Annotated in this window: 17 protein-coding genes and 1 pseudogene; 11 read left to right on the forward strand and 7 right to left on the reverse strand. The window is 61.4% G+C overall.

The window, feature by feature from the left end:
* The first annotated feature begins 183 nt into the window (after positions 1-183).
* From A7Q09_RS03105 to A7Q09_RS11425, 4 genes and pseudogenes are all read left to right on the forward strand, one after another.
* Complete coding sequence (locus A7Q09_RS03105; RefSeq protein ID WP_134389851.1) at positions 184-5,337, forward strand: DEAD/DEAH box helicase; 5,154 nt, start codon at positions 184-186, stop codon at positions 5,335-5,337.
* Entirely contained in the window at positions 5,304-8,147 is a 2,844-nt protein-coding gene (locus A7Q09_RS03110) for a helicase-related protein (protein ID WP_134389852.1), read from the forward strand. The genes A7Q09_RS03105 and A7Q09_RS03110 overlap by 34 nt, the downstream gene beginning before the upstream one ends.
* A gap of 2 nt (positions 8,148-8,149) precedes the next feature.
* Positions 8,150-12,250 (forward strand): Eco57I restriction-modification methylase domain-containing protein, encoded by a 4,101-nt coding sequence (locus A7Q09_RS11110; protein ID WP_134389853.1) that lies wholly within the window; start codon positions 8,150-8,152, stop codon positions 12,248-12,250.
* Positions 12,251-12,992: 742 nt separating this feature from the next.
* Positions 12,993-13,471 (forward strand): annotated as a pseudogene (locus A7Q09_RS11425) (hypothetical protein); the annotation flags it as partial.
* A 174-nt stretch (positions 13,472-13,645) separates the two neighbouring features.
* Here the strand turns inward: A7Q09_RS11425 and A7Q09_RS03125 are convergent.
* Both A7Q09_RS03125 and A7Q09_RS03130 read right to left on the reverse strand, forming a co-directional pair.
* The gene (locus A7Q09_RS03125) at positions 13,646-14,002 is read right to left on the reverse strand and encodes a DUF4276 family protein (protein WP_134389855.1); all 357 of its coding nucleotides are present in this window, start codon (positions 14,000-14,002) and stop codon (positions 13,646-13,648) included.
* A 36-nt stretch (positions 14,003-14,038) separates the two neighbouring features.
* Positions 14,039-14,695 carry an AAA family ATPase gene (locus A7Q09_RS03130; protein ID WP_347877496.1) on the reverse strand — a complete coding sequence of 219 codons (657 nt, stop codon included), beginning with the start codon at positions 14,693-14,695 and terminating at the stop codon, positions 14,039-14,041.
* Between the two features lie 23 nt (positions 14,696-14,718).
* Here A7Q09_RS03130 and A7Q09_RS10895 point away from each other — a divergent pair, with 23 nt between their 5' ends.
* Positions 14,719-15,117 carry a hypothetical protein gene (locus A7Q09_RS10895; protein ID WP_244228485.1) on the forward strand — a complete coding sequence of 133 codons (399 nt, stop codon included), beginning with the start codon at positions 14,719-14,721 and terminating at the stop codon, positions 15,115-15,117.
* On the opposite strand, the gene A7Q09_RS11430 is transcribed toward A7Q09_RS10895, so the two are convergent.
* A complete protein-coding gene (locus A7Q09_RS11430; protein WP_134389857.1) occupies positions 15,032-15,229 on the reverse strand; it encodes an AAA family ATPase in 198 nt (65 codons plus the stop codon). The two genes, A7Q09_RS10895 and A7Q09_RS11430, sit on opposite strands and share 86 nt — an antisense overlap.
* A gap of 1,392 nt (positions 15,230-16,621) precedes the next feature.
* Positions 16,622-17,152, reverse strand: coding sequence for a hypothetical protein (locus tag A7Q09_RS03140; RefSeq protein ID WP_134389858.1), 531 nt, complete (start codon positions 17,150-17,152; stop codon positions 16,622-16,624).
* Positions 17,153-18,962: 1,810 nt separating this feature from the next.
* Between A7Q09_RS03140 and A7Q09_RS03145 the strand changes: the two genes are divergently transcribed.
* Both A7Q09_RS03145 and A7Q09_RS03150 read left to right on the forward strand, forming a co-directional pair.
* On the forward strand, positions 18,963-19,286 hold the full coding sequence (locus A7Q09_RS03145; RefSeq protein WP_166791905.1) for a hypothetical protein: 324 nt from the start codon (positions 18,963-18,965) through the stop codon (positions 19,284-19,286).
* Positions 19,279-20,328: a hypothetical protein gene (locus A7Q09_RS03150; protein ID WP_134389860.1), complete on the forward strand. Its 1,050-nt coding sequence runs from the start codon at positions 19,279-19,281 to the stop codon at positions 20,326-20,328. The genes A7Q09_RS03145 and A7Q09_RS03150 overlap by 8 nt, the downstream gene beginning before the upstream one ends.
* A gap of 284 nt (positions 20,329-20,612) precedes the next feature.
* On the opposite strand, the gene A7Q09_RS10405 is transcribed toward A7Q09_RS03150, so the two are convergent.
* The 3 genes from A7Q09_RS10405 to A7Q09_RS03160 all read right to left on the reverse strand — a co-directional run bounded on the left by A7Q09_RS10405 (position 20,613) and on the right by A7Q09_RS03160 (position 22,345).
* Positions 20,613-21,314: a hypothetical protein gene (locus A7Q09_RS10405; RefSeq protein WP_166791906.1), complete on the reverse strand. Its 702-nt coding sequence runs from the start codon at positions 21,312-21,314 to the stop codon at positions 20,613-20,615.
* 286 nt (positions 21,315-21,600) lie between these two features.
* Complete coding sequence (locus A7Q09_RS10410; RefSeq protein ID WP_208526665.1) at positions 21,601-21,933, reverse strand: hypothetical protein; 333 nt, start codon at positions 21,931-21,933, stop codon at positions 21,601-21,603.
* Positions 21,920-22,345: a hypothetical protein gene (locus tag A7Q09_RS03160; RefSeq protein ID WP_208526666.1), complete on the reverse strand. Its 426-nt coding sequence runs from the start codon at positions 22,343-22,345 to the stop codon at positions 21,920-21,922. Before A7Q09_RS03160 ends, A7Q09_RS10410 begins: the two co-directional genes overlap by 14 nt.
* Before the next feature lie 34 nt (positions 22,346-22,379).
* Between A7Q09_RS03160 and A7Q09_RS03165 the strand changes: the two genes are divergently transcribed.
* The 4 genes from A7Q09_RS03165 to A7Q09_RS10415 all read left to right on the forward strand — a co-directional run bounded on the left by A7Q09_RS03165 (position 22,380) and on the right by A7Q09_RS10415 (position 25,407).
* The gene (locus tag A7Q09_RS03165; protein ID WP_134389863.1) at positions 22,380-23,708 is read left to right on the forward strand and encodes an ATP-binding protein; all 1,329 of its coding nucleotides are present in this window, start codon (positions 22,380-22,382) and stop codon (positions 23,706-23,708) included.
* Positions 23,709-23,947: 239 nt separating this feature from the next.
* A complete protein-coding gene (locus A7Q09_RS11240; protein WP_134389864.1) occupies positions 23,948-24,697 on the forward strand; it encodes a tyrosinase family protein in 750 nt (249 codons plus the stop codon).
* Positions 24,698-24,834: 137 nt separating this feature from the next.
* A complete protein-coding gene (locus A7Q09_RS11245; protein WP_347877497.1) occupies positions 24,835-25,209 on the forward strand; it encodes an FRG domain-containing protein in 375 nt (124 codons plus the stop codon).
* A 21-nt stretch (positions 25,210-25,230) separates the two neighbouring features.
* Entirely contained in the window at positions 25,231-25,407 is a 177-nt protein-coding gene (locus A7Q09_RS10415) for a hypothetical protein (RefSeq protein ID WP_166791909.1), read from the forward strand.
* Positions 25,408-25,989: the final 582 nt, after the last annotated feature.

Genomic DNA, 25,989 nt, shown 5'->3' on the forward strand with positions numbered 1-25,989 from the left:
CTATGGCCTTATCGAGCCAACGCTTTAAAGAATAACCCGGCAACCCGATTTCAATTTGGGGTTCTGATGCCACAACTCTCTGATCCTCAATTCCAACAGGAACCATATTCTGCCTCTTACGGGTGTGGATCCTTCCGCTCCTGCCATCGTCTGTTTGGAAACGTGGTCCGGATGGGGAAACCCATGGACGTTTTTCGTCTGAGAGACCGCCTGGTCAAGGAGTACAGCGACTTCGTCAGGAGCTTCCTGACCGTTCGCGACGAGCGAATCTGCCAGCTCGTCGAGGATGAGCTCGAGCAGGGCCTCCTCTGGCCGGAGGCTCTGGTCCAACTGAACCCGGGATTCGAGATGGCGGAGACCATCGACGAGCTCGTTGACCAAGGGATGCTCCACGAAACCTGCCGACAAATCTTCCGGATCAAGAGCGAGGCCGACCCATATGGGCGTCCCCTGCGGCTGTACCGGCATCAGGCGGACGCGATCCGGGTGGCACGGACGGGCGCGAGCTACGTGCTGACGAGCGGCACGGGATCAGGGAAGAGTCTTGCTTACCTCGTTCCCATTGTGGACGCCGTGCTGCGCGAGGGGCCCGGGAAGGGCATCCGGGCCATCGTCGTCTACCCCATGAACGCCCTCGCCAACAGCCAGGCTAGCGAGCTCCGCAAGTTTCTGGAGCTGGGGTTCCCCAACGGGCGAGGCCCCGTCCGTTTCCGCCGCTACACCGGTCAAGAAACGGACGCCGAAAGGCAAGAGATCGTCAAGAATCCCCCGGACATCCTGCTCACTAACTACGTCATGCTCGAGCTCATCCTCACCAGGCCCATCGAGCGGGGCCTGGTTGAAGCAGCTCGGGGTCTCCGCTTCCTGGTACTGGACGAGCTTCACACCTACCGCGGCCGCCAGGGATCCGACGTGGCGATGTTGGTTCGTCGGGTCCGGGAGGCCTGCCAGGCACGGGAACTCCAGTGCGTGGGCACCTCTGCCACCCTTGCGGGGGTCGAGGACCTGAGCAAGCAACGCGCCCGCATCGCTGAGGTCGCCACTTTGCTGTTCGGTACGGAGGTGCGTCGCGGGGCGGTCATCGTGGAGACGCTCCGGCGCGTGACCGATGCGTGGGACGCATCCGACCCTGCCTTCCGCCAGGAGCTCCGGCGTCGGGTGGAGGACGGGGCGGTCCCCGAGAGCGTCGACGCCTTCCGACGGGATCCCCTGGCCCGCTGGATCGAGAGCGCCCTCGGCATCGAAGAAGTGGGCCACGAAAGGCGGCGGGCACGGCCGCGGCCCATCCGGGGCGAGGACGGTCTCGCCCGGAAGCTGGCCACACCGACCGCGCTTTCGGAGGACCGGTGCGCGGAAGCTATCCAGCGGACGCTTTTGGCGGGCTGCACGCTGCGTGACCCTGAGACCGACGCGCCTCTGTTCGCGTTCCGCGTGCACCAGTTCTTCACCCGGGGGGATACGGTCTACGCGTCGCTGGAGCCGCCTGAGGCTCGCTACCTCACCTTGCGTGAGCAGCAGTACGTCCCCGGAGATCGGACGCGATGGCTCATTCCCCTAGTCTTTTGTCGAGAGTGCGGACAGGAATACTACGCGGTACGAGAGATCCGCGACGATGGAGGGCGCACGGTTTTTGAACCCCGAGAGCCATGGGAGCGAGAGGAGGGAAGTGCATACCTCTACCTTGCCCCGGATGATCCCTGGCCTGAGGAGCCTGAGGCCGTCTTGGAGCGCATCCCCGGCGATTGGTTCGACGCGTCAGGACAGCTTCGGAATTCCCGCCGGGACTGGCTCCCTCGCCCGGTGCGCATCGGCACGGATGGTCGGGAGACACCTGACGGGTCCACGTTCCTGCTTATTCGCGCTCCCCTCCCCTTTTGTATGCGTTGCGGGGTCTCCTACGAGGGTCGAGAGCGGCGCGACTACGCGCGATTGGCCACCGTGGGCGAGGGGGGCCGCGCCACCTCGACAACGATCCTCGTCGCCGAAGCGATCCGGAGGCTCGCCGAGGACGAGGAGCTACCTGCGACCGCGCGCAATATTTTGAGCTTCACCGACAACCGGCAGGACGCCTCGCTCCAGGCCGGTCACTTCAACGATTTCGTGGAGGTGGGACTCCTCCGTGCTGCGCTGTACCGCGCAACCCAGCAGGCCGCCGCCCCAGGAATCCGTCACGACGAGCTCACGCAGCGTGTCTTCGAAGCACTGGCGCTCCCCATCGAGGGCTACGCGCGCGACCCCTCGGTCCGGTTCGCGTTCCGCGAGGAGACGGACAGGGCCCTCCGAGACGTCCTCGGCTACCGCCTCTATCGGGATCTGGAGCGCGGGTGGCGCCTGACAGCCCCCAATCTCGAGCAGTGCGACCTCCTCAGGATCGAGTACCTCTCCCTCGACGAGGTGTGCGCAGCGGAGGACATCTGGCGCGGCCTGCATCCTGTCCTGACCGGAGCCAGGCCCGAGGAGCGGCAAGAGGCGGCTCGAACGCTCCTGGATTTGCTACGCCGCGAGCTGGCCATCAAGGTGGACTACCTCGACCCTGTCTACCAGGACGGACTCCGCCAACGCTCCAGCCAGTACCTCGCCCCGCCATGGGCCTTCGACGAGGACGAACGGCTTGTGAGCGCGGCTGTCGCCTACCCGCGCCCGCGCCGCAAGGAGGACTACGGGGGACATCTCTTTGTTTCCCCCAGGAGCCTGTTTGGTCAGTACCTCCGCCGCCCGAGCACCTTCCCTGGAAACCGGACTCAGCTTCGGCTTGAGGATACCGAGCGGATCATCCGCGATCTCTTCGCGGCCTTGAGAGAGGGCGGCCTGGTGGCGGCGGTCGACCAGCCGCTCCGCGACGTCCCCGGGTACCAGTTGCTGGCAGCCTGCATGATCTGGAAAGCAGGTGACGGGAGCAGGCCCTACCAGGACCCCCTGCGGCGGGTCACGGTCCGCGCCGCGACGGGCCGCCAGGCGAACCCGTATTTCGTTGACCTCTACACCGGGGTGGCGGGGACCATGGTCGGCGTCGAGGCCCGGGAGCACACCGCCCAAGTTCAGGCGGAGGTCCGCGAGCAGCGCGAGAAGGACTTCCGGGAGGGCCGGTTGCCTATTCTGTTCTGCTCCCCCACGATGGAGCTCGGCATCGACATCGCCGATCTCAACGTGGTGAACCTGCGGAACGTCCCTCCGACACCCGCCAACTACGCCCAGCGGAGCGGGCGCGCGGGCCGGAGCGGCCAGCCGGCCCTCGTGTTCACGTACTGTGCCGCCAAAAGCTCCCACGATCAGTACTTCTTCCGCCGTCCCGAGGAGATGGTGTCGGGCCAGGTCCAGCCGCCCCAGCTCGACCTCACCAACGAAGATCTTCTCCGAGCCCACGTCCACGCCGTCTGGCTTGCCGAGACCGGGGTGGACCTGCGTTCGTCCCTCGCCGATGTCCTCGACACCGAGGGCGAAAATCCCACGCTGCAGATCCGCCCCTCCCTGCGTGACGCGCTTGCCAGACCCGAGGCGCGTGAGCGCGCCCACGAGCGGTGCCGCCGCATCCTCCGTAGCATCCGCGGACTCGAGGAAGCCGACTGGTACCACCCGGACTGGCTTGACCGGGTCCTCGACGGGGCCCTCGGGGCCTTTGACCAGTCCTGTAACCGATGGCGTACCCTGTATCGAGCGGCCCTCAAGACCCGCGAGGAGCAGAATCGGGTCATCGGAGATGCCTCCCGGAGTCCCAAGGACCGCGACCGCGCCAAGCGCCTGCGGGCCGAGGCCGAGTCGCAGCTTGAGCTCCTCCGGGCCGACGTCGAGGGCGCCCGGCCCTACCAGTCGGACTTCTACAGCTACCGGTACTTCGCGAGCGAGGGGTTCCTGCCTGGCTACAACTTCCCGCGCCTGCCGCTCTCGGCCTTCATCCCGGGTCGCCGGGGCACCAGGGGTCGCGACGAGTTTCTCTCGCGCCCCCGCTTCCTGGCGATCTCCGAGTTCGGGCCTCGCGGGATCGTCTACCACGAGGGATCGCGGTACGTGATCCACCGCGTGCTGCTGCCGCCCGAGCGGACGGGCGAAGGGCGGCTCGTGACCCACACCGCAAAGCAGTGCGGGGCATGCGGCTACCTCCACCCTATCCTCGAGTCCCCCGGGCCCGACCTCTGCGAGCGCTGCGGCGCGGTGCTCCCCGCTCCCGTCGAGCGCCTCTTCCGCCTCCAGAACGTCTCCACCAGGCGGCGAGACCGCATCAGCTCCGACGAGGAAGAGCGGCTGCGCATCGGCTACGAGATCCGCACGGGGGTGCGCTTTGCCGAGGAGAACGGCAGGCCACGCGCCAGGTCTGCCCGCGTCGTTCTCGACGGCGAGCCCCTGGCTACTCTGACCTACAGCGGTGCGGCCACCCTGTGGCGGATCAATCTGGGCTGGGCCCGGCGGAGCAACCCTGACCGCCTGGGCTTCCTCCTCGACACGGAGCGGGGGATCTGGCAGCAGCACGAGGCCAAGGAGCCGACCGAGGACGAGGATGCCGCCACAGCGACAGAGCGGGTCGTCCCCTTCGTGGAGGACCGCCGCAACGCGCTGCTCTTCGAACCTGCCAGCGAGCTCTCGGAGGAAACCATGGCCTCTCTGGGTGCTGCCCTCATGAAGGCCATCCAGGTCGAATTCCAACTGGAGGAGCAGGAGCTGGCCGTCGAGCCCCTGCCCACCCCTGAGCGCCGCCGGCTGCTGCTCTTCTACGAGGCCGCCGAGGGCGGGGCCGGGGTACTCCGGAGGCTCGTCACAGAACCCGAGGCCCTGCCCCGGGTCGCTCGGGCCGCGCTCGCGCTCTGCCACTTCGACCCCGAGACCGGCGAGGACCGCCGCCGCGCCCCGCGGGCCCGCGAGGACTGTGAGGCCGCCTGCTACGACTGCCTGATGAGCTACACCAACCAGCCGGACCACCGGCTTTTGGACCGTCGCCTCGTACGGGATGTCCTCATGAAGATCGCCCGGGCTCGCTGTGAGCCGTCGCCCGGCCCTGGCCCCCGCGCCGACCACCTGGAGGCGCTGCTTCGTTCCTGTCAGACGGAGCTCGAGCGGCGGTGGCTCCGGTTCCTCGACGCTAGGGGCCTTTTGCTCCCTTCGCGGGCCCAGGTGCTCATCCAAGACGCCCGCGCGCGCCCGGATTTCGTCTACGACGCCGACCGGGTAGCGGTCTTTGTCGACGGACCCGTCCACGATTACCCGGACGTGGCTATCCGCGACGCGCGGGCCGCCGAGCGCCTGGAGGACCTCGGCTACACCGTGATCCGCTTTGGTCCCAACGAGGCCGCCTGGGAGGAGGTGATCGACCAATGGCCCAGCCTTTTCGGGAAGCCTTCCCGGTAGGCTCACTGGTGCGGGCGCGGGGCCGGGATTGGGTCGTGCTCCCCCGGTCCGACCCCGAGGTCCTCGTCGTCCGGCCCCTAGGCGGCACCGAGGACGAGGTCACCGGGATCTACCTTCTGTTGGAGCATGTCGAGCCGGCCACCTTCCTCCCGCCTGACCCCTCGGACCTCGGAGACTTCCTCTCCGCGCGCCTGCTGCACGACGCGCTCCGCTTGGGCTTCCGCGAGACCACCACGCCACTGCGCTGTCTCGCCCGTATTGCCGTAGAACCTCGGCCTTACCAGCTTGTCCCGCTTCTCATGGCCCTTAAACTCGACCCCGTCCGTCTGCTTATCGCCGACGACGTCGGAGTGGGAAAGACCGTCGAGGCGGCCCTCGTGGCGCGAGAGCTTCTGGACCGCGGGGAGGTGCAGCGGCTTGCCGTCCTCTGCCCCCCGCACCTGGCCGAGCAGTGGCGGCGGGAGCTTAAGGAGAAGTTCCACATCGCGGCCGAGGCGGTCCTGGCCGGCACTACGACGGGCCTGGAGCGAAGTCTTGGGCTCGGCGAGAGCCTGTTCGAGCACTATCCCTTCGTCGTGGTCTCCACGGACTTCATCAAGTCCGAGCGGCGCTGGCAGGAGTTCGTTCGGACCTGCCCCGATCTGGTCATCGTTGACGAGGCCCACGAGTGCGCCGACCAGTCGGGAGGACGCGGCGCCCACCTGCGGTACCGCCTCGTCGCGAAGATCGCCGAGGACCCCCGCCGCCACCTGATCCTCGTGACGGCCACGCCCCACTCGGGGAAGCAAGACGCTTTCCGGAACCTCCTCAGCTTCCTCGACCGCTCGCTGGCCACCATCCCGGAGGACCTCTCCCCCGAGGCCCGGCGGGCAGAGCGGCAGCGCCTGGCCCGCCACTTCGTCCAGCGCAGGCGCGCCGACGTCGAGCACTACCTCACCACCGAAACTCCGTTTCCGAATCGGGAGGCTAGGGAGGAGACCTATACCCTCTCGGCCGAGTACAAGGACTTCTTCCAGCGGGTGCTGCGCTGGTGCCGCGAGAGGGTCCGCGACCCCTCAGGCGGTGCCCACCGTCAGCGGGTGCGCTGGTGGGCGGCCCTCGGCTTGCTCCGGGCGGTGGGGTCGAGCCCGGCGGCGGCCGCTGGCACCCTGCGCGAGCGGGCCCAGGGGTCACACACCTCTACCCCCGAGGAGGCCGACGAACTTGGCCGCCGCACGGTCATGGATCTCACCGATGAAACCGCCGAGGCGACGGACGTCACCCCGGGAGCCGACGCAGAGGACGAGGCCCCGACGTCACCGGAGAGGCGCCGCTTGCTGGAGCTGGCCCGCGCCGCGGACGCCCTGCGAAGGCAGGCCGACCGAAAGCTCGCTAAGGGCATTGAGCTCGTCCGCGGCCTCCGCGAGGACGGCTTCTACCCCGTCGTCTTCTGCAAGTTCATCGAGACGGCCGAGTACGTAGCAGCGGCCCTGCGCGAGGCGCTCCCCGGGGTGGAGGTGGAGGCCGTGACGGGCCGGCTCCCTCACACCGACCGCGAGCAGCGTGTGACCGAGCTCGCTACGCATCCCCGGCGGGTGCTCGTCGCCACCGACTGCCTGTCGGAGGGGATTAACCTCCAGGACCACTTCGACGCTGTCCTCCACTACGACCTCGCCTGGAACCCCACTCGTCACGAGCAGCGGGAAGGCCGCGTGGACCGATTCGGCCAGCGGCGCCGGCTAGTCCGCACGGTGATGGTCTATGGGGCGGACAACCCCGTCGACGGGATCGTTCTTGACGTGCTCCTGCGCAAGCACCGGGAGATCCGCAGGAGCCTCGGCGTGAGCGTGCCCGTCCCGGAGAGCGAAAGCGTCCTGGAGGCTATTCTCGAAGGTCTACTCCTCCGAGGCAGGCCGGACGATGTCATCGAGGCCAAGCTGCAGCTTTTCGAGACGGAGGTCATCGCGCCCAAGCGGACCGAGTTCCACCGACGCTGGGATCGGGCCGCCGAGCGGGAGCGGCGCTCCCGCTCGATCTTCGCCCAGGAGGGGATCAAGGCCGACGAGGTGGCCGCCGAGCTCCAGGCTCACCGCCGCACCCTGGGCGGACCCGAGGACGTGGCCCGCTTCACCCAGGACGCCCTCCACGCCCTCGGGGCTGCCGTCGCCATCCGCGACGGGGCGCTTGAAGCCGAGCTGCGCGAGACTCCCCAGGCGCTGCGCGACGTGCTCGGGCTCGACCGCGACACCATCCGAGGCCGCTTCGACCTCCGCGTGGGGGATGGCGAGTTCCACCTCTCCCGCACCCACCCGGTGGTTGAGGGCCTCACATCGTTCGTTCTCGACACCGCCCTCGACCCGCATGCACCCGAGGAAGTCCGGGTCGCCCGGCGGGCGGGCGTGGTGCGCACCCGGGGAGTGGAGCGGCGCACCACCCTGCTGCTCGTGCGGCTGCGCTTCGACCTCATGACCCGCAGGCCCGACGGCACAGAGCATCGCCAGCTCGCTGAGGAGGCCTCGCTCGTGGCCTTCGAAGGTCCCTCCGACGATCCCAGCTGGCTCTCCGACGAGGACGCCGAGCGGGTGCTGGCCATCACGCCCGACGCAAACATTACCCCCGAGCAGGCCCGCTACCACTTGAGCCGCGTGCTCGAGGGGATGTCCGCACTCCAGCCTGCCCTGGACAAACGCGCCCGCCGCCGGGCCGAGGCTATCCGCGAGGTCCACCAGCGCCTCGCCGCCGGCGCGCGCCTGCGCGGACTACGCATCACGGTCGAGCCGAAACTCCCGCCAGACGTCCTCGGCGTCTACGTCTACCTGCCGGTAAGCTAGCCATGCGCGCACGCCAAGAACGCTTCACCACCGTCCGCACCGAGGGCGGGGTCCTCCCGCCAGACCTCCTTGCCAGGGTGGCGGCCGGCGATCCGGGCCTCCCCGACCTTAAGCCCGAGGCCTACCACCTGGACCGCGGCGACCGCCTTAACGAGGCCATCACCCGCTCCTGGAACCGCCTCCTCGGCACCTGGCGGACGTTCCAGGAACAGCTGGCCCGGCTCCCGGAAGCGGACCGCGCCACCGGCCTCACCCGCGAGCGCTGGCTCCTGCCGCTCTTCGCAGAGCTCGGCTACGGCCGACTCGCCCCAGCCCGCGCCGTGGAGCTGGACGGCAAAAGCTACGCTGTCTCCCACGCCTGGGGGAAGGTCCCCATCCACCTCCTTGGATGGAGAACCGATCTTGACCGGCGGGAGCGGGGTGTGGCGGGGGCCGCCGCCCAGAGCCCCCACGGACTCCTCCAGGAGCTCCTCAACCACTCCGAGGAGCGGCTCTACGGCTTCGTCTCCAACGGGCGCGTCCTGCGCCTGCTGCGGGACAACACCTCCCTCACTCGCCAGGCCTACGTCGAGTTCGACCTCGAGGCCATGTTCTCGGGCGAGGTCTACGCCGACTTCGCTGTCCTTTGGCTCGTCTGCCACGTCTCGCGCCTCGAGGGCGAGCCACCCGAGACCTGCATCCTGGAGCGCTGGCGCGAGGTCGCCCGGGAGCAGGGGGTGCGGGCCCTCAAGGCCCTCCGGGGCGGGGTGGAGCGGGCCCTCGAGGCTCTCGGCGCGGGCTTCCTCGCCCACCCCGCCAACGCGGTCCTGCGCGAGGACCTCCGATCCGGCGCCCTCGACCGCCAGGATTACTACCGGGAGCTCCTGCGCCTCGTGTACCGGCTCATCTTCCTCTTCGTGGCCGAGGATCGAAAGGTGCTCTTTGACCCCGGGGCCCCAGCCAAGGCCCGCGACCGCTACCTCTGCTATTACTCTACCGAACGCCTGCGGCGCCTCGCGGCCCGCCGTCGCGACACCCGACACGGGGACCTCTGGGAGGGCCTTAAGGTCGTGATGCGGGCCTTGGCTGCCGGCGCCGGCGCGCCCGGCCTGGCTCTTCCCGCCCTTGGGAGCTTCCTCTGGTCGTCTCAGGCCATCCCGCACTTAGAGGGCGCGCAGCTTGCGAACAAATACCTGCTGGCTGCCGTGCGGGCGCTCTCGGAGGTGACCGAGGGCGGGATTCGCCGGGCTGTGGACTACCGGAACCTCGGCACCGAGGAGCTGGGGAGTGTGTACGAGTCCCTCCTTGAGCTCCACCCCGAGGTGAACGTGGACGCCGCCACCTTCGGGCTCAAGGTGGAGGCCGGCCACGAGCGCAAGACCACCGGCAGCTACTACACCCCGTCCCAGCTCGTCCAGTGCCTCCTCAACACGACGCTGGAACCAGTCCTCGTCGAACGCACCCGCGCCCCTGACCCCGAGGCTGCCATCCTCTCCTTGAAGGTTCTGGACCCCGCCTCGGGCTCTGGCCACTTCCTGGTGGCCGCGGCCCACCGCATCGCCCGGCGCCTGGCGGCGGTGCGCACCGGGGACGTCGAGCCCTCCCCGGAGGCGGTCCGCCAGGCCCTCCGCGACGTGGTCTCCCGCTGCCTGTACGCCGTCGACGTAAACGAGATGGCCGTCGAGCTCTGCAAGGTGTCGCTCTGGCTCGAGACGCTCGACCCAGGCCGGCCGCTTTCCTTCCTAGACGCCCACATAAGGCGAGGCAACAGCCTGCTTGGGGTGACCCCGGCCATGCTCGCATGCGGCATCCCCGACGCCGCGTACAAGGAGGCCCACGCCCTCGAAGACAAGGAGGCCTGCCGGGCTCTGGGGAGGCGCAACCGCGAGGAGAGAAGGCGCCTGGAGCAGGGGACGGTGCAGCTCACGTTGGAGGAGGCGGCGGCGGAGCGGGCCCGGGAGCTGGACGAGGCCGCAAGGCGTCTCGCCGAGGCCCCTGACGACACCTCCGAGGCCCTCGCCGCGAAGGAGGAGGACTTTCGCAAGCTGGTGGCAAGCGACGCCTACCGGCAGGCCAAGCTCGCCGCCGACGCGTGGTGCGCCGCGTTCTTCCTGCCCAAGCGGAAGGGATCCGACGGCATCACTACCGACACCGTCCGCCGACTCCTGGAAAGCCCCGACTCCGTCCCCGAGGCGTTGAGGCATGAGGTCGAGCGGGTCGCCTCGGAGCTCGCCTTCTTCCACTGGCACCTGGAGTTCCCCGAGGTGTTCCGGGTGGGTCAGGGAGTGCCGGAGAACCCAGAGGCCGGCTGGTCGAGCGGGTTCGATGTGGTGCTCGGCAACCCGCCGTGGGAGCAAGCGCAGCTGAGCGAGAAGGAGTTCTTCGCTACACGTGATCCCGACATTGCCGCCGCGGCGGGAGCGGAACGCAAGCGCTGGATCCAACGCCTGCGCGACGACGACCCTGCCCTCTACCGCGCCTTCCTAGCGGCGACGCACCAAAGCGAGGCGTTCAGGGAGTTCCTAGCCCAGGCCGGCCGCTACCCTCTCACGGGGCGCGGCAAGATCAACACCTACGCGGTCTTCGCAGAGACCTTCCGGACACTCCTTGCGCCCTCAGGCAAGGCCGGGATGGTGGTCCCCACTGGCATCGCCACCGACGCCACCACCCAGCGTTTCTTCGCCGACGTGGTGGAGCGTCGGCAGCTCGCGAGTCTATACGACTTCGAGAACCGGAAGGGGCTCTTCCCGGGTGTGCACCGCAGCTACAAGTTCTGCCTCCTCACCCTCACCGGCGCCCTCCGACCGGCCCGCGCCGCGGAGTTCGCCTTCTTCTGCCACGACGCAGCCGACCTCACGCATCCCGAGCGCCGCTTCACCCTTTCGCCCGAGGACCTGCGCCTGGTCAACCCCAACACCCGCACCGCGCCCATCTTCCGCTCCGCCCGCGACGCCGAGCTCACCCGCCACATCTACCGCCGCATCCCGGTGCTGGTGGAGGAGGCCAAAGGCGAGGCGGGCAATCCGTGGGGCGTGTCGTTTTCGCAGGGCCTGTTCAACATGACGAGCGATTCGCATCTCTTCCGCACCCGGGATCAGCTCGAGGCCGAGGGCTATCGTCTCGAAGGGAACGTCTTCTTGCGCGGACCTGAACGGTATTTCCCGTTGTATGAAGCCAAGATGGTCCACCAGTTCGACCACCGGTTTGGTGACTACGCGGACCAGCCCCCCCGCTCCAAGGACACCCAGCTCCCTGAGGTACCATTGGAGCGCCTGGCCGATCCGGCCTACCGGGTGCTGCCCCGCTACTGGGTGCACGAGCGTGAGGTGGAGGCGCGGCTCCGAGGCCGGTGGGACCGGGGCTGGCTGCTGGGCTGGCGGGAAATCACCAACGTTACGAACGAGCGTACTGTCATCGCCGCTGTCATCCCGCGGGTGGGGGTGGGACACAAGTACCTCCTCATGCTTCCCACTCCGCCCGAGAACGCCACGCTACTTCTGACGGCGCTCGATTCGTTGCCGTTCGACTATTGCGCGAGGCAAAAGGTCGGGGGAACGAGCCTGACGTATTTCACCATGAAACAGCTTCCGGTCCATCCGCCCGAGGCGTTCGACCATCCTTGCCCTTGGTCGCCGGGGGAGAATCTGGCAGACTGGATCCGGCCCCGGGTGCTGGAACTCACCTACATCGCCTGGGACCTTGAGCCTTTCGCCCGCGACCTGGGATACTCTGGTCCTCCTTTCCGCTACGACCCATTGCGCCGGGCGTTGCTCCGCGCCGAGCTCGACGCCTGTTTCTTCCACCTCTACCTGGGGAGCGCCGACGCCTGGGCCCGCGAGGCCACCGACGACCTCCGCCGCCTCTTTTCCACCCCCCGCGACGCCGTGGCCTACATCCTCGACCAGTTCCCCATCCTCAAGCAGCGCGACGAGAAACGCTACGGCGAGTACCGCACCGCCCGCCTTGCGCTGGAGGCCTACAACCGGATGAGCGAGACCGCCACCGGTACCGCCTACCGGACCATCCTCGCACCGCCTCCCGCCGACTCCTTGGTCGCCCACCCGACGGGGGCAGCGAGGCCTGGGGCCGGAATCGCGCACTGGCAGCAAACTGGTGAACGGTAGGATGGGAGAAAGACGTGGAGAACCCGAGGGCAGCAGCCGTTTCCGTGACACAAACGATGAGTTACAGCGCTCGATCGCGGAACGGATTCCGCAATCCCGGAGTCTTGACTACAAGGAGCAGCTGGAGCTCGATACCGATAGCCAGAAGCGCGAGCTCCTCACAGACCTCACCGGAACGGAGAACGGTGGTGGGGGTAAGATCATACATCGTATGCGGGAGGCTGCTGATCGATCTGGCCGTCCTGTCGAACTCATGCCCCTCACGGATCCAGCTCCGCCCGGCCGCCGCTCATCATGGAACTGCAACGGATCAAAGTGAACACCCATGAAACGGCGGAAACCTGTCTTCCGCAGCATAATAGACGAAATCATGACGAACCCGCCTTTAATTAAGGCGACGCGGGATTTGGCTCTGTTTCTCGGTACAAGACTCCAGAATCCTGTCTTGTCTCTAGAGATTAGCCGGCATCCCGACGATGACGGCACATACGTGGTTTTATATGCACGGTTTAACAATTATGACGACACGGTAATGAAAAGGCTGCGTGCCGTTCGAGAAGAGTTTCTGTCAGGCTTGGGGAATCAGAGCGAATGGCCCTTGCTGACGACGGACTTCCGCAGCCCCTAGGAAGGGGTGCTTATCTTACGGTGGTGGGTCGAATTGGGTTTCCGTGGCCGACGTTTCCCTCGCAGGAGGGTTGCCGCTTCGACGTCCGCCGGCGGATCCGGCTCAACCTCAAGGACGTCGGAGGTCCTCTTCTGCACCGTTACGTCCTTGCGTAGGCACCACCAAAAGCCACATCAGCCACGTGGTGCTCGACGCACCCGGATAGGAACATAGCGTAGCCTACCAGCTTGAGCAGATGCCGGAGGTCATTGCCTATGCCCGAAACCATCACCTGGACTTTACGATCCCCTACGAATGGCAGGGTTTCCAACATGAATACCGGCCCCGATTATCTAATCCGGTGGCGGAGCGCAGACGGGTTGGACATAAAGGTCGTCCTAGAGGTCAAGGGCTTGGAGATGGAGCAGGACCGCCAGAAAGAAGTTGCAGCCGGGCGCTGGGTGCGGGCGGTAAACCGCCACGGTGAGTTCGGCTGGTGGGTTTACGTTGTGTGCAAGGACGCGCTTCAGGTGCAAAGCGCCACCACTAAAGTGATGCCTCCTGAGCTTGATCCCTCGCAAAAGCATGCAACCGTCTCAAAGTACCTTCCATAAAACACCGCCGCCGCGTTTGCGTCCATCTAGAACACTTGCTGCCGGCTTTTACTTCTAGCAATAACAAGCTTTGACATACCCTTTCTTCTGCGCACATTCATTTAGAGCGCTGTTACCCATCCACATACTGGCGAGAATAAAGCACTGTACGGGTTTTTTAGACAATAGCTTCGCCTATAAAAGTGTGTCTTTAAACGTCTTAAAGGACTGGCAGCGGTTTAAAACCTTTTCAACATCGAGTCCTTCTGCTAGCATCTCAGCTATCTTTGGTATGTAATTAATGCCTTTGCTGCGCAAGCGCCTTTTAAGCTCCTCCTTAGGGTTCAAAACGTCCTCTGGGTTTTCGTAGTCCGATCGGCAAACCTTTGGATGTGCAAGCAGCCACGCTTCGATGGCACGGACTGGGATCACCACACGAACTGAAGGAAGGGAACCCATGCGATTTTGAACCGTATTTCTTAGGTCGGAAGGAAGAGCGCGCACGATTGCCTCGTCATAATCGCCCTCAACAACGATTCCGATACCAGACATTGGCTCGATGGTTTGCCCCAGGGCTAGCCGAGCTCCTCATCTTGCGGGCAAACTATCCTCGTCAAGAGCTCCTGAGTAAACAAGGTCGCTAACCGAAAGCTCACGCCGAGAAAGAAGCTCCCTGGCTTTATCTTTGGAATCCGCTGGCTCTAGCTGCGTAGCTCCGTTCATTTTTCGTACGAGGAAGACGTCTTCGAGCTCCAGAAAATTCAATAGCTCTGTGGAATGGGTTGTCGCGAACAACTGAGGGGAGCGCGGCTCCTTAGCTCTCTGTTCTTGGGTTAGGAGCTCCACCAGGACTTCCAAAAGGGCCGGGTGGAGATGATTTTCAGGTTCCTCGATAAGGAAGACCGCATCCTGGGGATTCATCAAAGGACCAAAGAGAAGCGAAAGAAAAGCCAACAAGCAAAGGACGCCGTTAGCCACGTGCTCCATGGGAATAGGCCTGCTATAGTCGCGCTCGAAGAGGGACAGCGCCGAAAACCCCACCTGGTGCCTTGGGGGAAAAAGGATTCGGTCCACAGGCAGAAGGTCTTGGATGACCTTTAAGATTCTTTCGTAGCTTTGCGGATATCGGTTCTGCAGGTTGAAAAGCCATTGCGTGAGGTTCTCTCCCCTTGGGCTGAGCCAGGGGCTTGGAGCAAGGGGGGTTGGATTCCGCATAAGCTGGGGGTCTAGGTGGTATAAGTACATTCCTTGTGTTAGGAGGCGTTTAAATGTCAGCCCTTCCCAGTTTGGCACCTCATATTCGAGCAGGGATTTTCCCTTGTGATCTTTTGGGATTGCAAAGGCCTGACTCCCATCCACCCGATAGGCGGATCCGCCTTCTTCTGACCGGCAAGCAAGTATTAGTTCCTTGTTCTCCTGAAGAAGGAGAAGGCGTTCCTCAAGAATCGTTGCGTCCCATTCCTGCAATCGGAACCGGAGGGTATATCTGTAGCATATTTCCCCCTTATCCGATTGTTCAAGCGGTTCCGCCAGTCTCCAATCAAGCTCAAAGCAAGCCTCCCGGGAAAAGCTCTCCCCTTTTCAGAAGCATTCTTCTCCTCCAAACTGCAAAAGCGACTGAGAAAGACCTCGGCTTGCCATGGAAGAAAGAAAGAGGATGGCTTTAAGGAGGTTGCTTTTGCCCGACATGTTGGGACCTACCAACACTGTCCGAATGCGAGGGGAAACGCAGAGATCTTTAAAGCTTAGAAAATTGCAGATTCGAAGGTGCGTAATCATGCGCAAGTCAAAGGTAAAAACAGAAGGAGGGTTTTGCAAGGAAAAGGGCCCCTGGGCCAAGACGGCGAAGGCTTTTGTGGATCATCTTGTTTGTGCGGCTTGGCGGAATCCTTTTTCCCTTGGCTTCCTGTAATACGGCTCGAGGCTGGGTGACACTCCCAGTCCCCTAAAGGGGACAGGCTTCTAGGCAACTTTCGCAGTGTAGCCTGCCTCTTGCGAGACTCTGGCGCAGAGCAAGCCTGCGGCAGGTGGTTGACCTGCGAACTTCTCATCCCGACCCTCTAAAGAGGGTGGGGATTCCCGCGCTGTTCTCTAAAGAAGGCCTTTTTCGCGGAGTTTATCTCACCAAAAATGCCGCCGCCCGTCCGTCAAAGGGTCCGCCGAGGCCCCAAAAACGGAGCTTCTCCCGAAGAGAGCGTTGTAGCGCTTAACGGCTACGCTGCGGCCAGGGAAGGGAAGCGGCAACGCTTTGCCGCACCCGCGGTCGCCCTCTGGCTGTACCCAGAGGCTGGGACTGAGTTTCGCGGAGAAGGTGCAGGGAATAGTTTTGCGAGGTCCGGAGGAAGGGAAAAGCGTTCCCATGCACAAGAACTGGCGAAAAACCCGCGCAGCAAACCGGTCCGTGCGTCTTAACCTAACCTCCGTCGTCGTTCCATGAGGCCCTAGTCGGTAGAGCTTTGCGGTGCCAACCTCTCTGGCAACAGCCGGACCCAAGCAAAGCCGACACTGTCTCGGTCTTGGAGATCCACCGGTCGCACGCGGCAGGGTTTGCCCGGCCGAAAACGGAGTACCGTGCTTCGGTTCATCTTCCGAGTGACACCCTCCAAGGCGTTTACTCGCTGGGTTGTTGCCTCTTTTGCCCAGCCTAGCTCGGCCTACCTGCCCCGAAAACGGGCCAGTAAGCAAAAGCTTCCGCCTGACGAAGATGCTCCAGGATCTCTCCAGTATTCCGCCGCCCCGCCGCCTGGAGCTCCACCGAAGGCCCCCTCCCCATGGCTCTTAGACGGAGCCCGGATTGGCTGTACTCATGATCCCTCGGTGCCAAACAAAGACTGCCCGGCCCTGGGCCAAAACGCTTGTCTTAAAGTCCTTGTTTACTAACAAAAATCGCCTTCTTTTCTGGAGCACCATCAAACTCAGGCTATTTTTACCAAACACGGGCTAGGAAAACCCTGCATCTTAAGCCCTCCGGTCCTCCTTCGAAACGGCATCCTACATTGCACCCAGCACCCCTTAAGCCCAGGGCTAAAGAGGGCAAAATCCCCACGTTTTCCACTCTCCCACATGCGGCCTGGCTTTCCCAATAAAGCTATCCAGATATACTGGCTACAGTTTACTATATCCTTGGAAAGACCTCGCCGGTTAGTTTCGTTTTGTAGACGAGGCAGCGATTTAATCGTCTTCACCAGTCATCCGGCGTTCTCTTTCAAGTTCGCTTCTCCTTTCTTGAATCCAAGAAGATACTTTGCTCTCCAATTCCCGACGGAGCTCAACAATGGCCCGATGAACCTGCATCTGCTGCAGCCTTAAATAATCCCTGAGTGTTTGTAAAAACAGATTGCGATCTCCGCGAAACGCTTGCGCATATGGCGCTAGGGGAATCTCAATCTTTTGACCCATTAGCTTGCCCACCAGCGGTACCCTGTCGAAATGGCTTATCGGAAAATACTTGCCAGTATCCCAATCCAAGTAAAGCTCGGCGCCGCGAAACTTAATGACCACCTGCCCCTCCTGGACTTCGACGTTATCGAGATCGAAGGCCAGAGGCTCTGGCAATCTACGTTGTAGCAGCTCTTGACAAAGCTCCGCGTCCGTATGCTGGTTTAATTGTTCCCACGTAAGAGAAGGGACGTCATCATTAAAAAGTTTCTGCCGAATCTCCAGAAACTCATCCTGTATCGGCTTGCTTGCAAAAAGTTTCATAGCAGTCTACCACACCTCCTTTCAGTTTTCATAAGTTAAGCCAGTCAATGTTTTCGTCAATAGTAATCAGAAGATCTGATCGCCTTTTACGCTGTTTCTATCTTTGGGAAGGCTCGAGGCTTTTGTGACCGGCAGGATGATGTCCTTCAAAAAGCCGGTACTTAAGTTTCTCCTGGATCGGTTCCTCTTAAAGCTCACTCTAAAAATGCCTTTCGTAATCAGCCTTTTGCCACCCTTCTTACCTACACTTTACCAGCCGAAGCACCAGCACCTCTCCCCTCCGGATGTACACAAGGTAAACGCCCACGGAAGATTTGGTAGTGGATCTAAACGTTCCCCAATTATAGGTTTGGGTGGAGCCAAACCCTGAGTAGCCGGCAACTTCCCTTTGTTCGGTTATGATCCATACAGCGTTTCCCCCAAGTTTCTGCACCTCCTCCATCCATTGATGAATAAGTATTGAATGGGCCAAGGGACGGGGGCCTCGCTTGGCCACGTGAAGAACCCAAGGATCCGATAGGGACGGTCCGGTTCGTAGTAGTAGACAGGGATTCCTTCCACCTGCTCGACAAAAGCTCCCCTTCGATTCTCCGGATGCACAGCTGCCGAACCCGAGTAGGGTGTAAACCGTGTTGCAACCCCGACACAACCGCCAAAAGAAAGCACTGCCAGACAAAGAAGGAGCCCTGGGAGAAGCGCCAACGCCCAGCCGAAACAGCTCCTCCTTAAGTCCGCGCCGTTTTGAGAGAGGAACTCCCCCAGGCCCAGCCCCCAAAGCTTGCTCCTTCTTGAGTTGCAACGAAGTTTCCGGAAGACCGGTTTAGGCCCAGCGACGTTTTTGCCTGCCGGCAAGAAGGATCGTTGTGCGGAAGAAACACCGAGGCATGCCACCAAAGCCGGCCGCACCACCGCGGTATGATTTTCCAGAGGCACATGCTCGCTAACCAAGGCTTCTTGCGTCCAACACCGCTCGTCAAAGCCGTCAAGGAGAAAAAAGCGGCCGCGAAAGCCTGCAGGGGACACTTGCGGGCGCTGAAACACCCCTGGAGCCCTGTCAGGAAATCTCAGGGCAATGCCCCGCGGCTCCATAAAGAGGCCCCAGCTCTCCAAAAGGCACCAAGGCCTTGGCCCTTCTTCCCATCTCACGGGAGAGGCCCCTATGACCGTCGCCGGCAAACCGTCGGGTCCGTTCTCTGTGGCTGCCACGGCCAACCGGATCCAGTGGGCCCTTCCTACCAGCAACCTGTTCCTCCGCCGGCAAGCCATACAGCTCCTTTGTTAAAAATCCGGCCCTCACCATATCCCACCCGGTAGGACAAATACGGTCCCACCAAAAAATTTTTGCCGCTCGACGAGCTGTTTTCCCTCCGAAGGCTTTTGGTCTAGAAAACCGCACCCTGCCGACTCTATACGCGTGCTTTTGGTTCCCCGCGGCGCTTGAGTACCTGTGTTAGCCCATGCTCAAAATTTGGGCTCGCCCTTCAAGCACGGGGGCCCCTTCTTCTTTCCGATAGGTGGAACGGCGACCGAAGGCTTTTCCAGGTGCGCCTGGGGCGCATAGTTCGGGCACAAAACGCCGTTTGAAAACATCGCAGCCCGCCCGCCAGTAGACATCACAACCTTCGCGCGCACTCCCCTTCTTGCCCGCAAGAGCCAAAGGCAGCTAGCCCATGTTTCGTGGAAGTTTCGTAAGTCGTTGAATTTCCATGCTCATTTTTCTAAGGCCCTAAAGGGCCAACTTGGAGGGCGGAAAAGAATTCCGATCATAAGGTAAATTCTCGACTCGCCGGTCGATAGCCTCTAGAAACTTGTGGTCGGCATGATCGCGCAAACGCCTAACGTTGGAATTGCAGAAGTTCGCTTCACCAAGTCCGGTGCCCTTGAGAGCCCGTTCGACAAAGGAAAGCTTTCAGACTGCCAGCACGTCTTTCTCCTTAGCCACGGGTGGCTTAACGACCCCCAGTCCGCTCGTCAGGAGCTCTACGAGCCCCTCGTTGGCTCAATCGAAAAGGTAAAGAACCAATTGTTCCAAGGAAAGTTTGGCAAAATCGAGTTTCTTTTTGCCTACTGGCGCGCCAAGGAGTTTCCTCCAGGAGGAGACCCTTTTCCGGCTCGCGGAGGTGCACATGCCTAAAAAGGAGGAAGGCATAAGAGCGCTAGAAACGCTCTTATCAGGTTATTACTCTCCCGTTTTATTCGCCGGGCTGTCCTCTCTTATTACAGATTCCCCAGAATTTGTGCATGAATTCAAGGATCAGCTCTTGTGGGTCCTGGAATTGTATGCCGAAAAGCTCGAGGGTGATCGCCGCCTAAGAGAATTCCTTTGGGCGAAAATGGCCAAACCCCTTGTAGAAAAAGAACCACGACGGGTTTGCCTGGCTGCGATCAAAGCGTGTAAAGGACACCCCTATTCTTTTCGTCCAGACATAAAGCCCCGTATTTTCCCATTGGTCCCTCTACTCGAACGCCTCTGGAACGATCCACAGGCTCGCGAGCTCCTCATAGAGGCAGCTCAAACCGGTCAGGGCGGGTTTTTGTTGTTAAGCTGGGTCAAACACAAGATGCCAACGGAGGAAGCTCCGATCCAGGGGGAGGCGCGTGGACAGAAGAAGCAGCAAGAGGAAGGCATTCTCTGCTGCCTTTTTGACTACCTGGGCTGCCGCCCCACCCGAATGAGCATGGGCGAATCTCCGGATTGTGTCGCAGAAATTGCAGGAAAACGGATTGGGATCGAGGTAACGATTCTACACCCGGCAGAGAAAGAAACCGGCGGCAGTCCTCTGCGCCGCCAAGAGGAGGAGACAGTTCGCCGTATCGGCCTACAACCATACCCAATGTGGGCATCGCTCGACTGGAAACGAGCCTTACAAAGACTAACCAAGCAAAAAGTTCGGGCCGCTAGCCGGTTCAATCGGTCCTCCATTGATAAACTGTGGCTGGTTGTTGTCGCCGCATCGGCGCCCATCTGGGGAGCAGCTGTCTCAACCTGGGTGCCCGCGTTCGACGTCACGGCGGAGAAACTGTGTAACCTTACTGCCGGCGTCCTGGAGGAGTCTGCTTACGATCTTGTCTTTTTTTACATCATCATGCAGAAGAAGCTCTTCCGTTGGAAAAAAGGCAGCTCCTGGAAGGAAATGAGGCAACGACGGAACCTGAGTACGGGCGAACTCGCGTAGCAATGTAACCGGTCAAAGAAAGCCGAGGCAGACCTCGGAGGCACCAAACACCGTGGGTCACTGCAGGAAAGGGAGCAGGCGCGTCACAATCCTTTCCGCCCTCTAAGTCGGCTCCTTAGAGCCTTGGAAAAAGAAGAAATAGCTCCGAAACCGGCCACATCGTGACACATGAAAAAAAAATAGGCATGGATAATCAACACCTTACGAAACTTCTACCAAACATGGGGCAGGAGATCTTCCATCGCCCCTCGAGAAGGTAGCCAGCCACTCGCTGCACGCTTGCTTTAGGCCCCCGAACCGGCCGGTTGGGGCGGGGAGGGGACGGCCTGCGGAACCTGGACAGCCAGCTTCACGTAGGCCCGACCTAGGTGGTTTTCCACGATCTTAACGGCGGGACCCTGGAAGGTGTGCATCGTCGCATGGTGCACGCTGAGGACGGCGTCTTCGAGCTCCCGATCGTCTTCGAGGTTAAGGACCATAACACCTTTCTCCCTGGCTGAGTCGCGGTCGATTCCGAGGGAGTGAGACCGGTGCAGGGTATAGTCGCCGAAGAAATCGGCGATTTCCGCCGCCTTCCTCTCACGCTCTGTCTCCGCACAGGCAGCCAGCATCCACCTGGTCAGCCACTCTCTGGTGAGTCTCTTCGCCAACACCTCTGCGTCTTCGCACTGGCTTAAGAGGCCTGGGCCGTACTGCTGGAGGATGGGAAACCAGGCGGCTAGGAGCGCGGGATCGAAGCACTCGGCCTTGGCCTTCTCGAACTGCTCGATGATGGCGCGGGCCGGGACGTAGCGGTACACAACATGCTGACCTACCGCCACCGGGACGGCGATCTGCGGATCGATGGGCCCGAGCTGGGAGTGCTTGCCCATCACAATCTCGTTGGCTGCCAGGGCCCACATCGTCCCCGCCGACATGGCAGCCACTGGCACAAAGGCGCGGATGTGCTGAAAGCTCTTGCGTAAGTACCGGACGACTGAATCCACGGCCTCGGGACTTCCGCCGGCGTGTGAAGGATAAGATCCAGCATTCCAGACCTGAGGTCCTTGCAGACCTCCATTATAGCCTGGATGTCCTCGAGGGTGATAGAGGTGTGGATCTGATTCCCCGAGAGCCAGTCCGTGTAGTAGATGATGATGTCGCGGCAAGTGCGTGCGTGAAGCTCGGCCAAGTACTTGCGCCGGACGCCGTCGAAATCGGGCGCACCTCCCCGCGCCTGTGCTGACTGGCGAAGCTCCGCGAGGATCTCGCCCCAGGTGGGCATCGGCCTGGCTAGCTGTTGGCTCCGACCGCGTACCGGATCGCGGGCTTGACGGGCTCGGTCTTGACCCGAGGGATCCGGGCCACAAGCTCCTCCAGGTCGCTGACGCCCGAAAGCTGTATCGCGCGCTGGAGCATGTCCTCCAGCTCTCGCTGCGGGGTGTGGAGTGCATCGGGAGGCTCCTCGATCTTTCGAACTGGCTCGATCACTTCAGTCACCTCCTCGTCTCCAGTCCTACCGGTCTGCCACACTACGTCGATTTCCTCTGACCGGTTGGATGAACCGAGCGAATTTTTCCTTGAACATAGCAGAAGCTCTGGAGAGGTATGATTAGTTGTCGTCATCGTCATCTATCTCTTCTGAATATGAAGAATCCATATCTTCGTCATATCCACCAATCATCCATTCATTCCCATTGTTCAGCCAAATATTCTCTTCCCCAATTCGACCGACAGTCATAGTCGTTCCAAAAGTAGGTTCATAGAAGAATATGTTTTCCTTTCCCACATGACCTAAGCCAACTGGACCGACTTGATTGATCCAGAAGTTTTCTCCATTGAACTGACCAAAAGCAGTAGTGCCTACCTGGTTCAGAATCAAGTTCCCACCGGCATATGAAGTGGAACACATGACGAACAACATCAGCTGACGCTCCCTAGAATTTGGGCACATTGCCATTTGCCCATAACATTCCCATTTGCCACTTACCACTCGCTGCCCGGCTGTCTCCTTGTGGCAAGGACAATTCTCGCGCATTATCTCCTTGTCATAAGGACACGAATTTAGTAATATGGCCTTCATGGCACTACACCCAGTGCTTCAAGAAGAGCTCGTCGCAGGGTTCGAGCCGGTGGTTCTGGAAGGCCTCACCCAGCGGGATACGCGGCTTCCTGCCATCAAGAACAAGGTCCATGCAGTGCTCGGCATGCGGCGGGTCGGCAAAACCACCTTCTTGCGCCAAGTGCAGCAGGAACAGCAGCAAGCGCTTGCCCCAGAACGGGCGGTGTACGTGAGCTTCGATGACGATCGCCTGGCGGACCTGCCGCTTTCGCAGCTCGATGCGCTCTTGGAAGAGTACTACCGCACCTTCCCACAGTTCCGTGGCCGCGAGCTCGTGTGGTGGTTCTTCGATGAGATACAGGTGATTTCAGGCTGGGAGCGATTCATCCGCCGCTTGATGGACACGGAGAAGGCCGCGGTGGTTGTCTCTGGTTCCTCAGCTCGTCTTCTCTCCCGCGAGGTCCATACTTCCTTGCGTGGCCGCGGATTCGAGACGGTTCTACGCCCCTTTAGCTTCCGCGAATTCCTTCGTCACCGGAATGAGGAGCCGACCAAACCCGTCGCCCGACTGAGTGCGGCCGAGCGCTCGCTCATCGAGAAGCGCTTGCTCGAATATCTGCAGGTTGGTGGTTTCCCCGAGGCTCAGGGGCTGGATATGCGCCTGCGCATTCAATTGCTCCAGAGTTATGTGGACACGCTGCTTCTGCGCGATGTGGTCGAGCGCTACCAGGTGAGCCAGATCGCTGCCCTTCGCTCGATTACTCGGACTTGTCTGCGCAACCCTGCCGCGCTCCTCAGTGCGCACGCTATCTACCGCGATCTCAAATCCCAGGGATATGCCGTTTCCAAAGACACGGTACACGCCCTTCTCGGATACCTGGTGGATGCCTTTTTGCTGACGCTCGTGCCGCTGGCTACGGACTATGAACGGCAGCGTAATGCCAATCCGCGCAAAATCTATCCTGCTGACCCAGGGCTGATTCATGCGTTCGATACGAGCGGTCGCGCTAACCTGGGGCGTCCCTTGGAAACAGCGGTGCTGAACGCCCTAGTCTCACGAGGGACGAAGGTGGGCTACGTGAAGACTGATGAAGGATTCGAGGTAGATTTTCTCGCGCGCGCCCCCAGCAAGAGGGAACTACTCATCCAGGTATGCGCGGACCCGACCCAGCCAGAGGTTCTCGAACGCGAATTGCGTGCACTCGACGCAGCGGCTCGCACCCATCCTCGCGCCAAGCGGATTCTGATTGTGCTGACGCGAGACCAAGCAATTCAGGTGTCAGCTGACACCATTCGGGTGTGTGCAGCATACCAATGGTTTCTGGAGGAAGATCTATGAACACTATTTTTGATCTTCATGGCAGTGTACCTCCTCCTTTCTTCTCTCAACATTTTCCTCTTAGAAGGGCGGATACACCGCCTTGCGCGAATTTCCAGAGCTTTTGATGTTACCTCTCCCCCCAAAAAAGCTTGTGGTTTCTTTTCTTGCCTTTGAGGCATTAGCCCGCGCACGGGTTTGCGCACCTTCTGGCAGAGGCAGAAATCCCCGGGGAGAGCTTTCCGGCGTATTCGCGGGGTATGCCAGACGGGGATGGCTCATCCAACGGAGGTCTCAAGCGGCCCTTAGCCCAAGGGAGCAGGAACGCTTTCTTTGCGCCTACCGCACGCTTTCTTGGCAAGGCGTGCTTGGCCGCTTTGTGGACATCCACGCCGAAATCACGCACCACATGCACACGATGCCAGCGTCGGGGGACCCAAGCGGTCAAGCTCGGCAGAGAGCGCTTTCTTCCATGGCACCGGATCTACCTCTTTCTTTTTGAAAAGGCTTTGCAAGACCTAGACCCAAGCCTTGCTATCCCCTACTGGGATTGGAAAAGTACGAGCCAACAGGATTTACCGCACTGGGTAAGCGGGTTCACCGATCCGGTTAAGACTCCGCTCCAAGCTGAAATCCCAATGTGGGTTGCGCCGGGGGATCCTAAGGAGCTTAACGCGATCGCCCAGACAATCCCTACAGTCTTGCAGCATAGCGCCTACACGGAGCTTACCCGCTCTCCAGAGATCGCCCGCAACCTTGTGCACCTATGGGTTGACGGAATCATGGCCCAGATCCCCACAGCGCCTGTGCACCCGATTTTTTGGATGCATCAGGCCAATCTTGACCGGCTGTGGTGGACATGGCAGGAGAGCAGGGTTGGCCAGGGGAAACATCCAAACTTACCCGGAGGCCGTGCAGTGCTGGACCCATGGGGCTACCGCGAGGAAGACACCCGTGATATCCTCCAACTGGGCTACCAGTATGTTGGAGCTCCTTTTCCCTCGCAATAGATCCTGCGGCCAAAAGAAAGTCGCTTCTTGTGCACCCCTCCCTTAGAGGGAAAAAGGATAGGCCAGGATTCTTAGGAGACTTCCAGGCAAGGCCATGAAGGCGCACCGAGACCCCGTGACAAGCTTACCCCGAGTTCCTGGAGGTACTTGAAGAGACCCGCTCCTCCTGGGCCCTAAAGGAGGAGGATGAGCTTTGGTTCCGTGGCGAAGACAAGGAATACCCCACCCGGCTCATGCCGAAGGCCTGGAGACATCCTAATGCTCACCGATTTGAGGAAGTCCTTAAGGAAGAAAACCGCATCTATGAGGAGTTCTGCAGTCGCGTCTTACCTGTGCGACCTCACTACTGCGACGCGGAGGAGTGGGAATGGGACGCCTATCTTCTCATGCAGCAGCACGGCGCTCCCACGCGAATCCTAGACTGGACGGACTCTGCGCTCGTTGCCTTACACTTCGCTGTCCGCGGTCCAGGAGCAGGCTCCGACGGCCAGAACGCCTTTGTTTACGTATGAAACCTAAAAAAGGCAACGGACTTGCTTGAGGATGAGCACGATCAAATCGAAAAGCGCTGGAAGGAAGCCTGCTGCAAGCAGTGGGATGAGCAGGAGGATCGCCACAAGTGGGAGAACGCTTGGCTGCCGGCGCCGGAAGCAGATCGAAAAGACTTTGAAATCCCTAAGGCGCGATTTTTCTTCTTCCCTTCCATGTGAGCCACAGGATGGCGGGCCAAGGATGGCAACCGATGATTTTCGGGACCGACCGGGAGTAGCTCATACGGAAGGTGGAGGGAGAAGAAGGGGAAAGCCCGATCCTTCAGGCAATCCCGATCGCCGGCGAAGCTGTGAAAAAGATCCGCTGGGAACTGCGCTGGGTTGGTGTAACGGACTTCCTAATCTTTCCCGATCTTGACGGACTGGGCAGAGAGTTTGCCCAAAGATGGGAGGATCTTTTTGGAATGCGTTAACCCATGTTTGGTGAAAATTTCGTAAGTTATTGATTATCAATGGTCCTTTTTTCAATGTGTCACGATCTAGGGGGTTTTGGAGGTTCTTTTTTTCGGTTTCCAAGGCTCCAAGGAACTGATTTTGGAGGGCGGAAAAGATCTGACGGCCTGCTCGCTTTCCAGCAGTGACCCCGCGGTGTTTGGCGCCTCCGATGTCTGCCTCGAACGTCTTTGGACGGTGAGCAAGTGGGCTAGGGTCTCTTAGGTGGGAAAAGAGAGCTTGGCCTGCCTGCCTCGAAAACCGGTTGATAGGCGAGCTGCCTTTAACCCTTTTAAGAGTAGCCCCAAG

It is taken from the genome of Methylacidiphilum sp. Yel (genome assembly GCF_004421185.1).
Taxonomy (GTDB): Bacteria; Verrucomicrobiota; Verrucomicrobiia; order Methylacidiphilales; family Methylacidiphilaceae; genus Methylacidiphilum.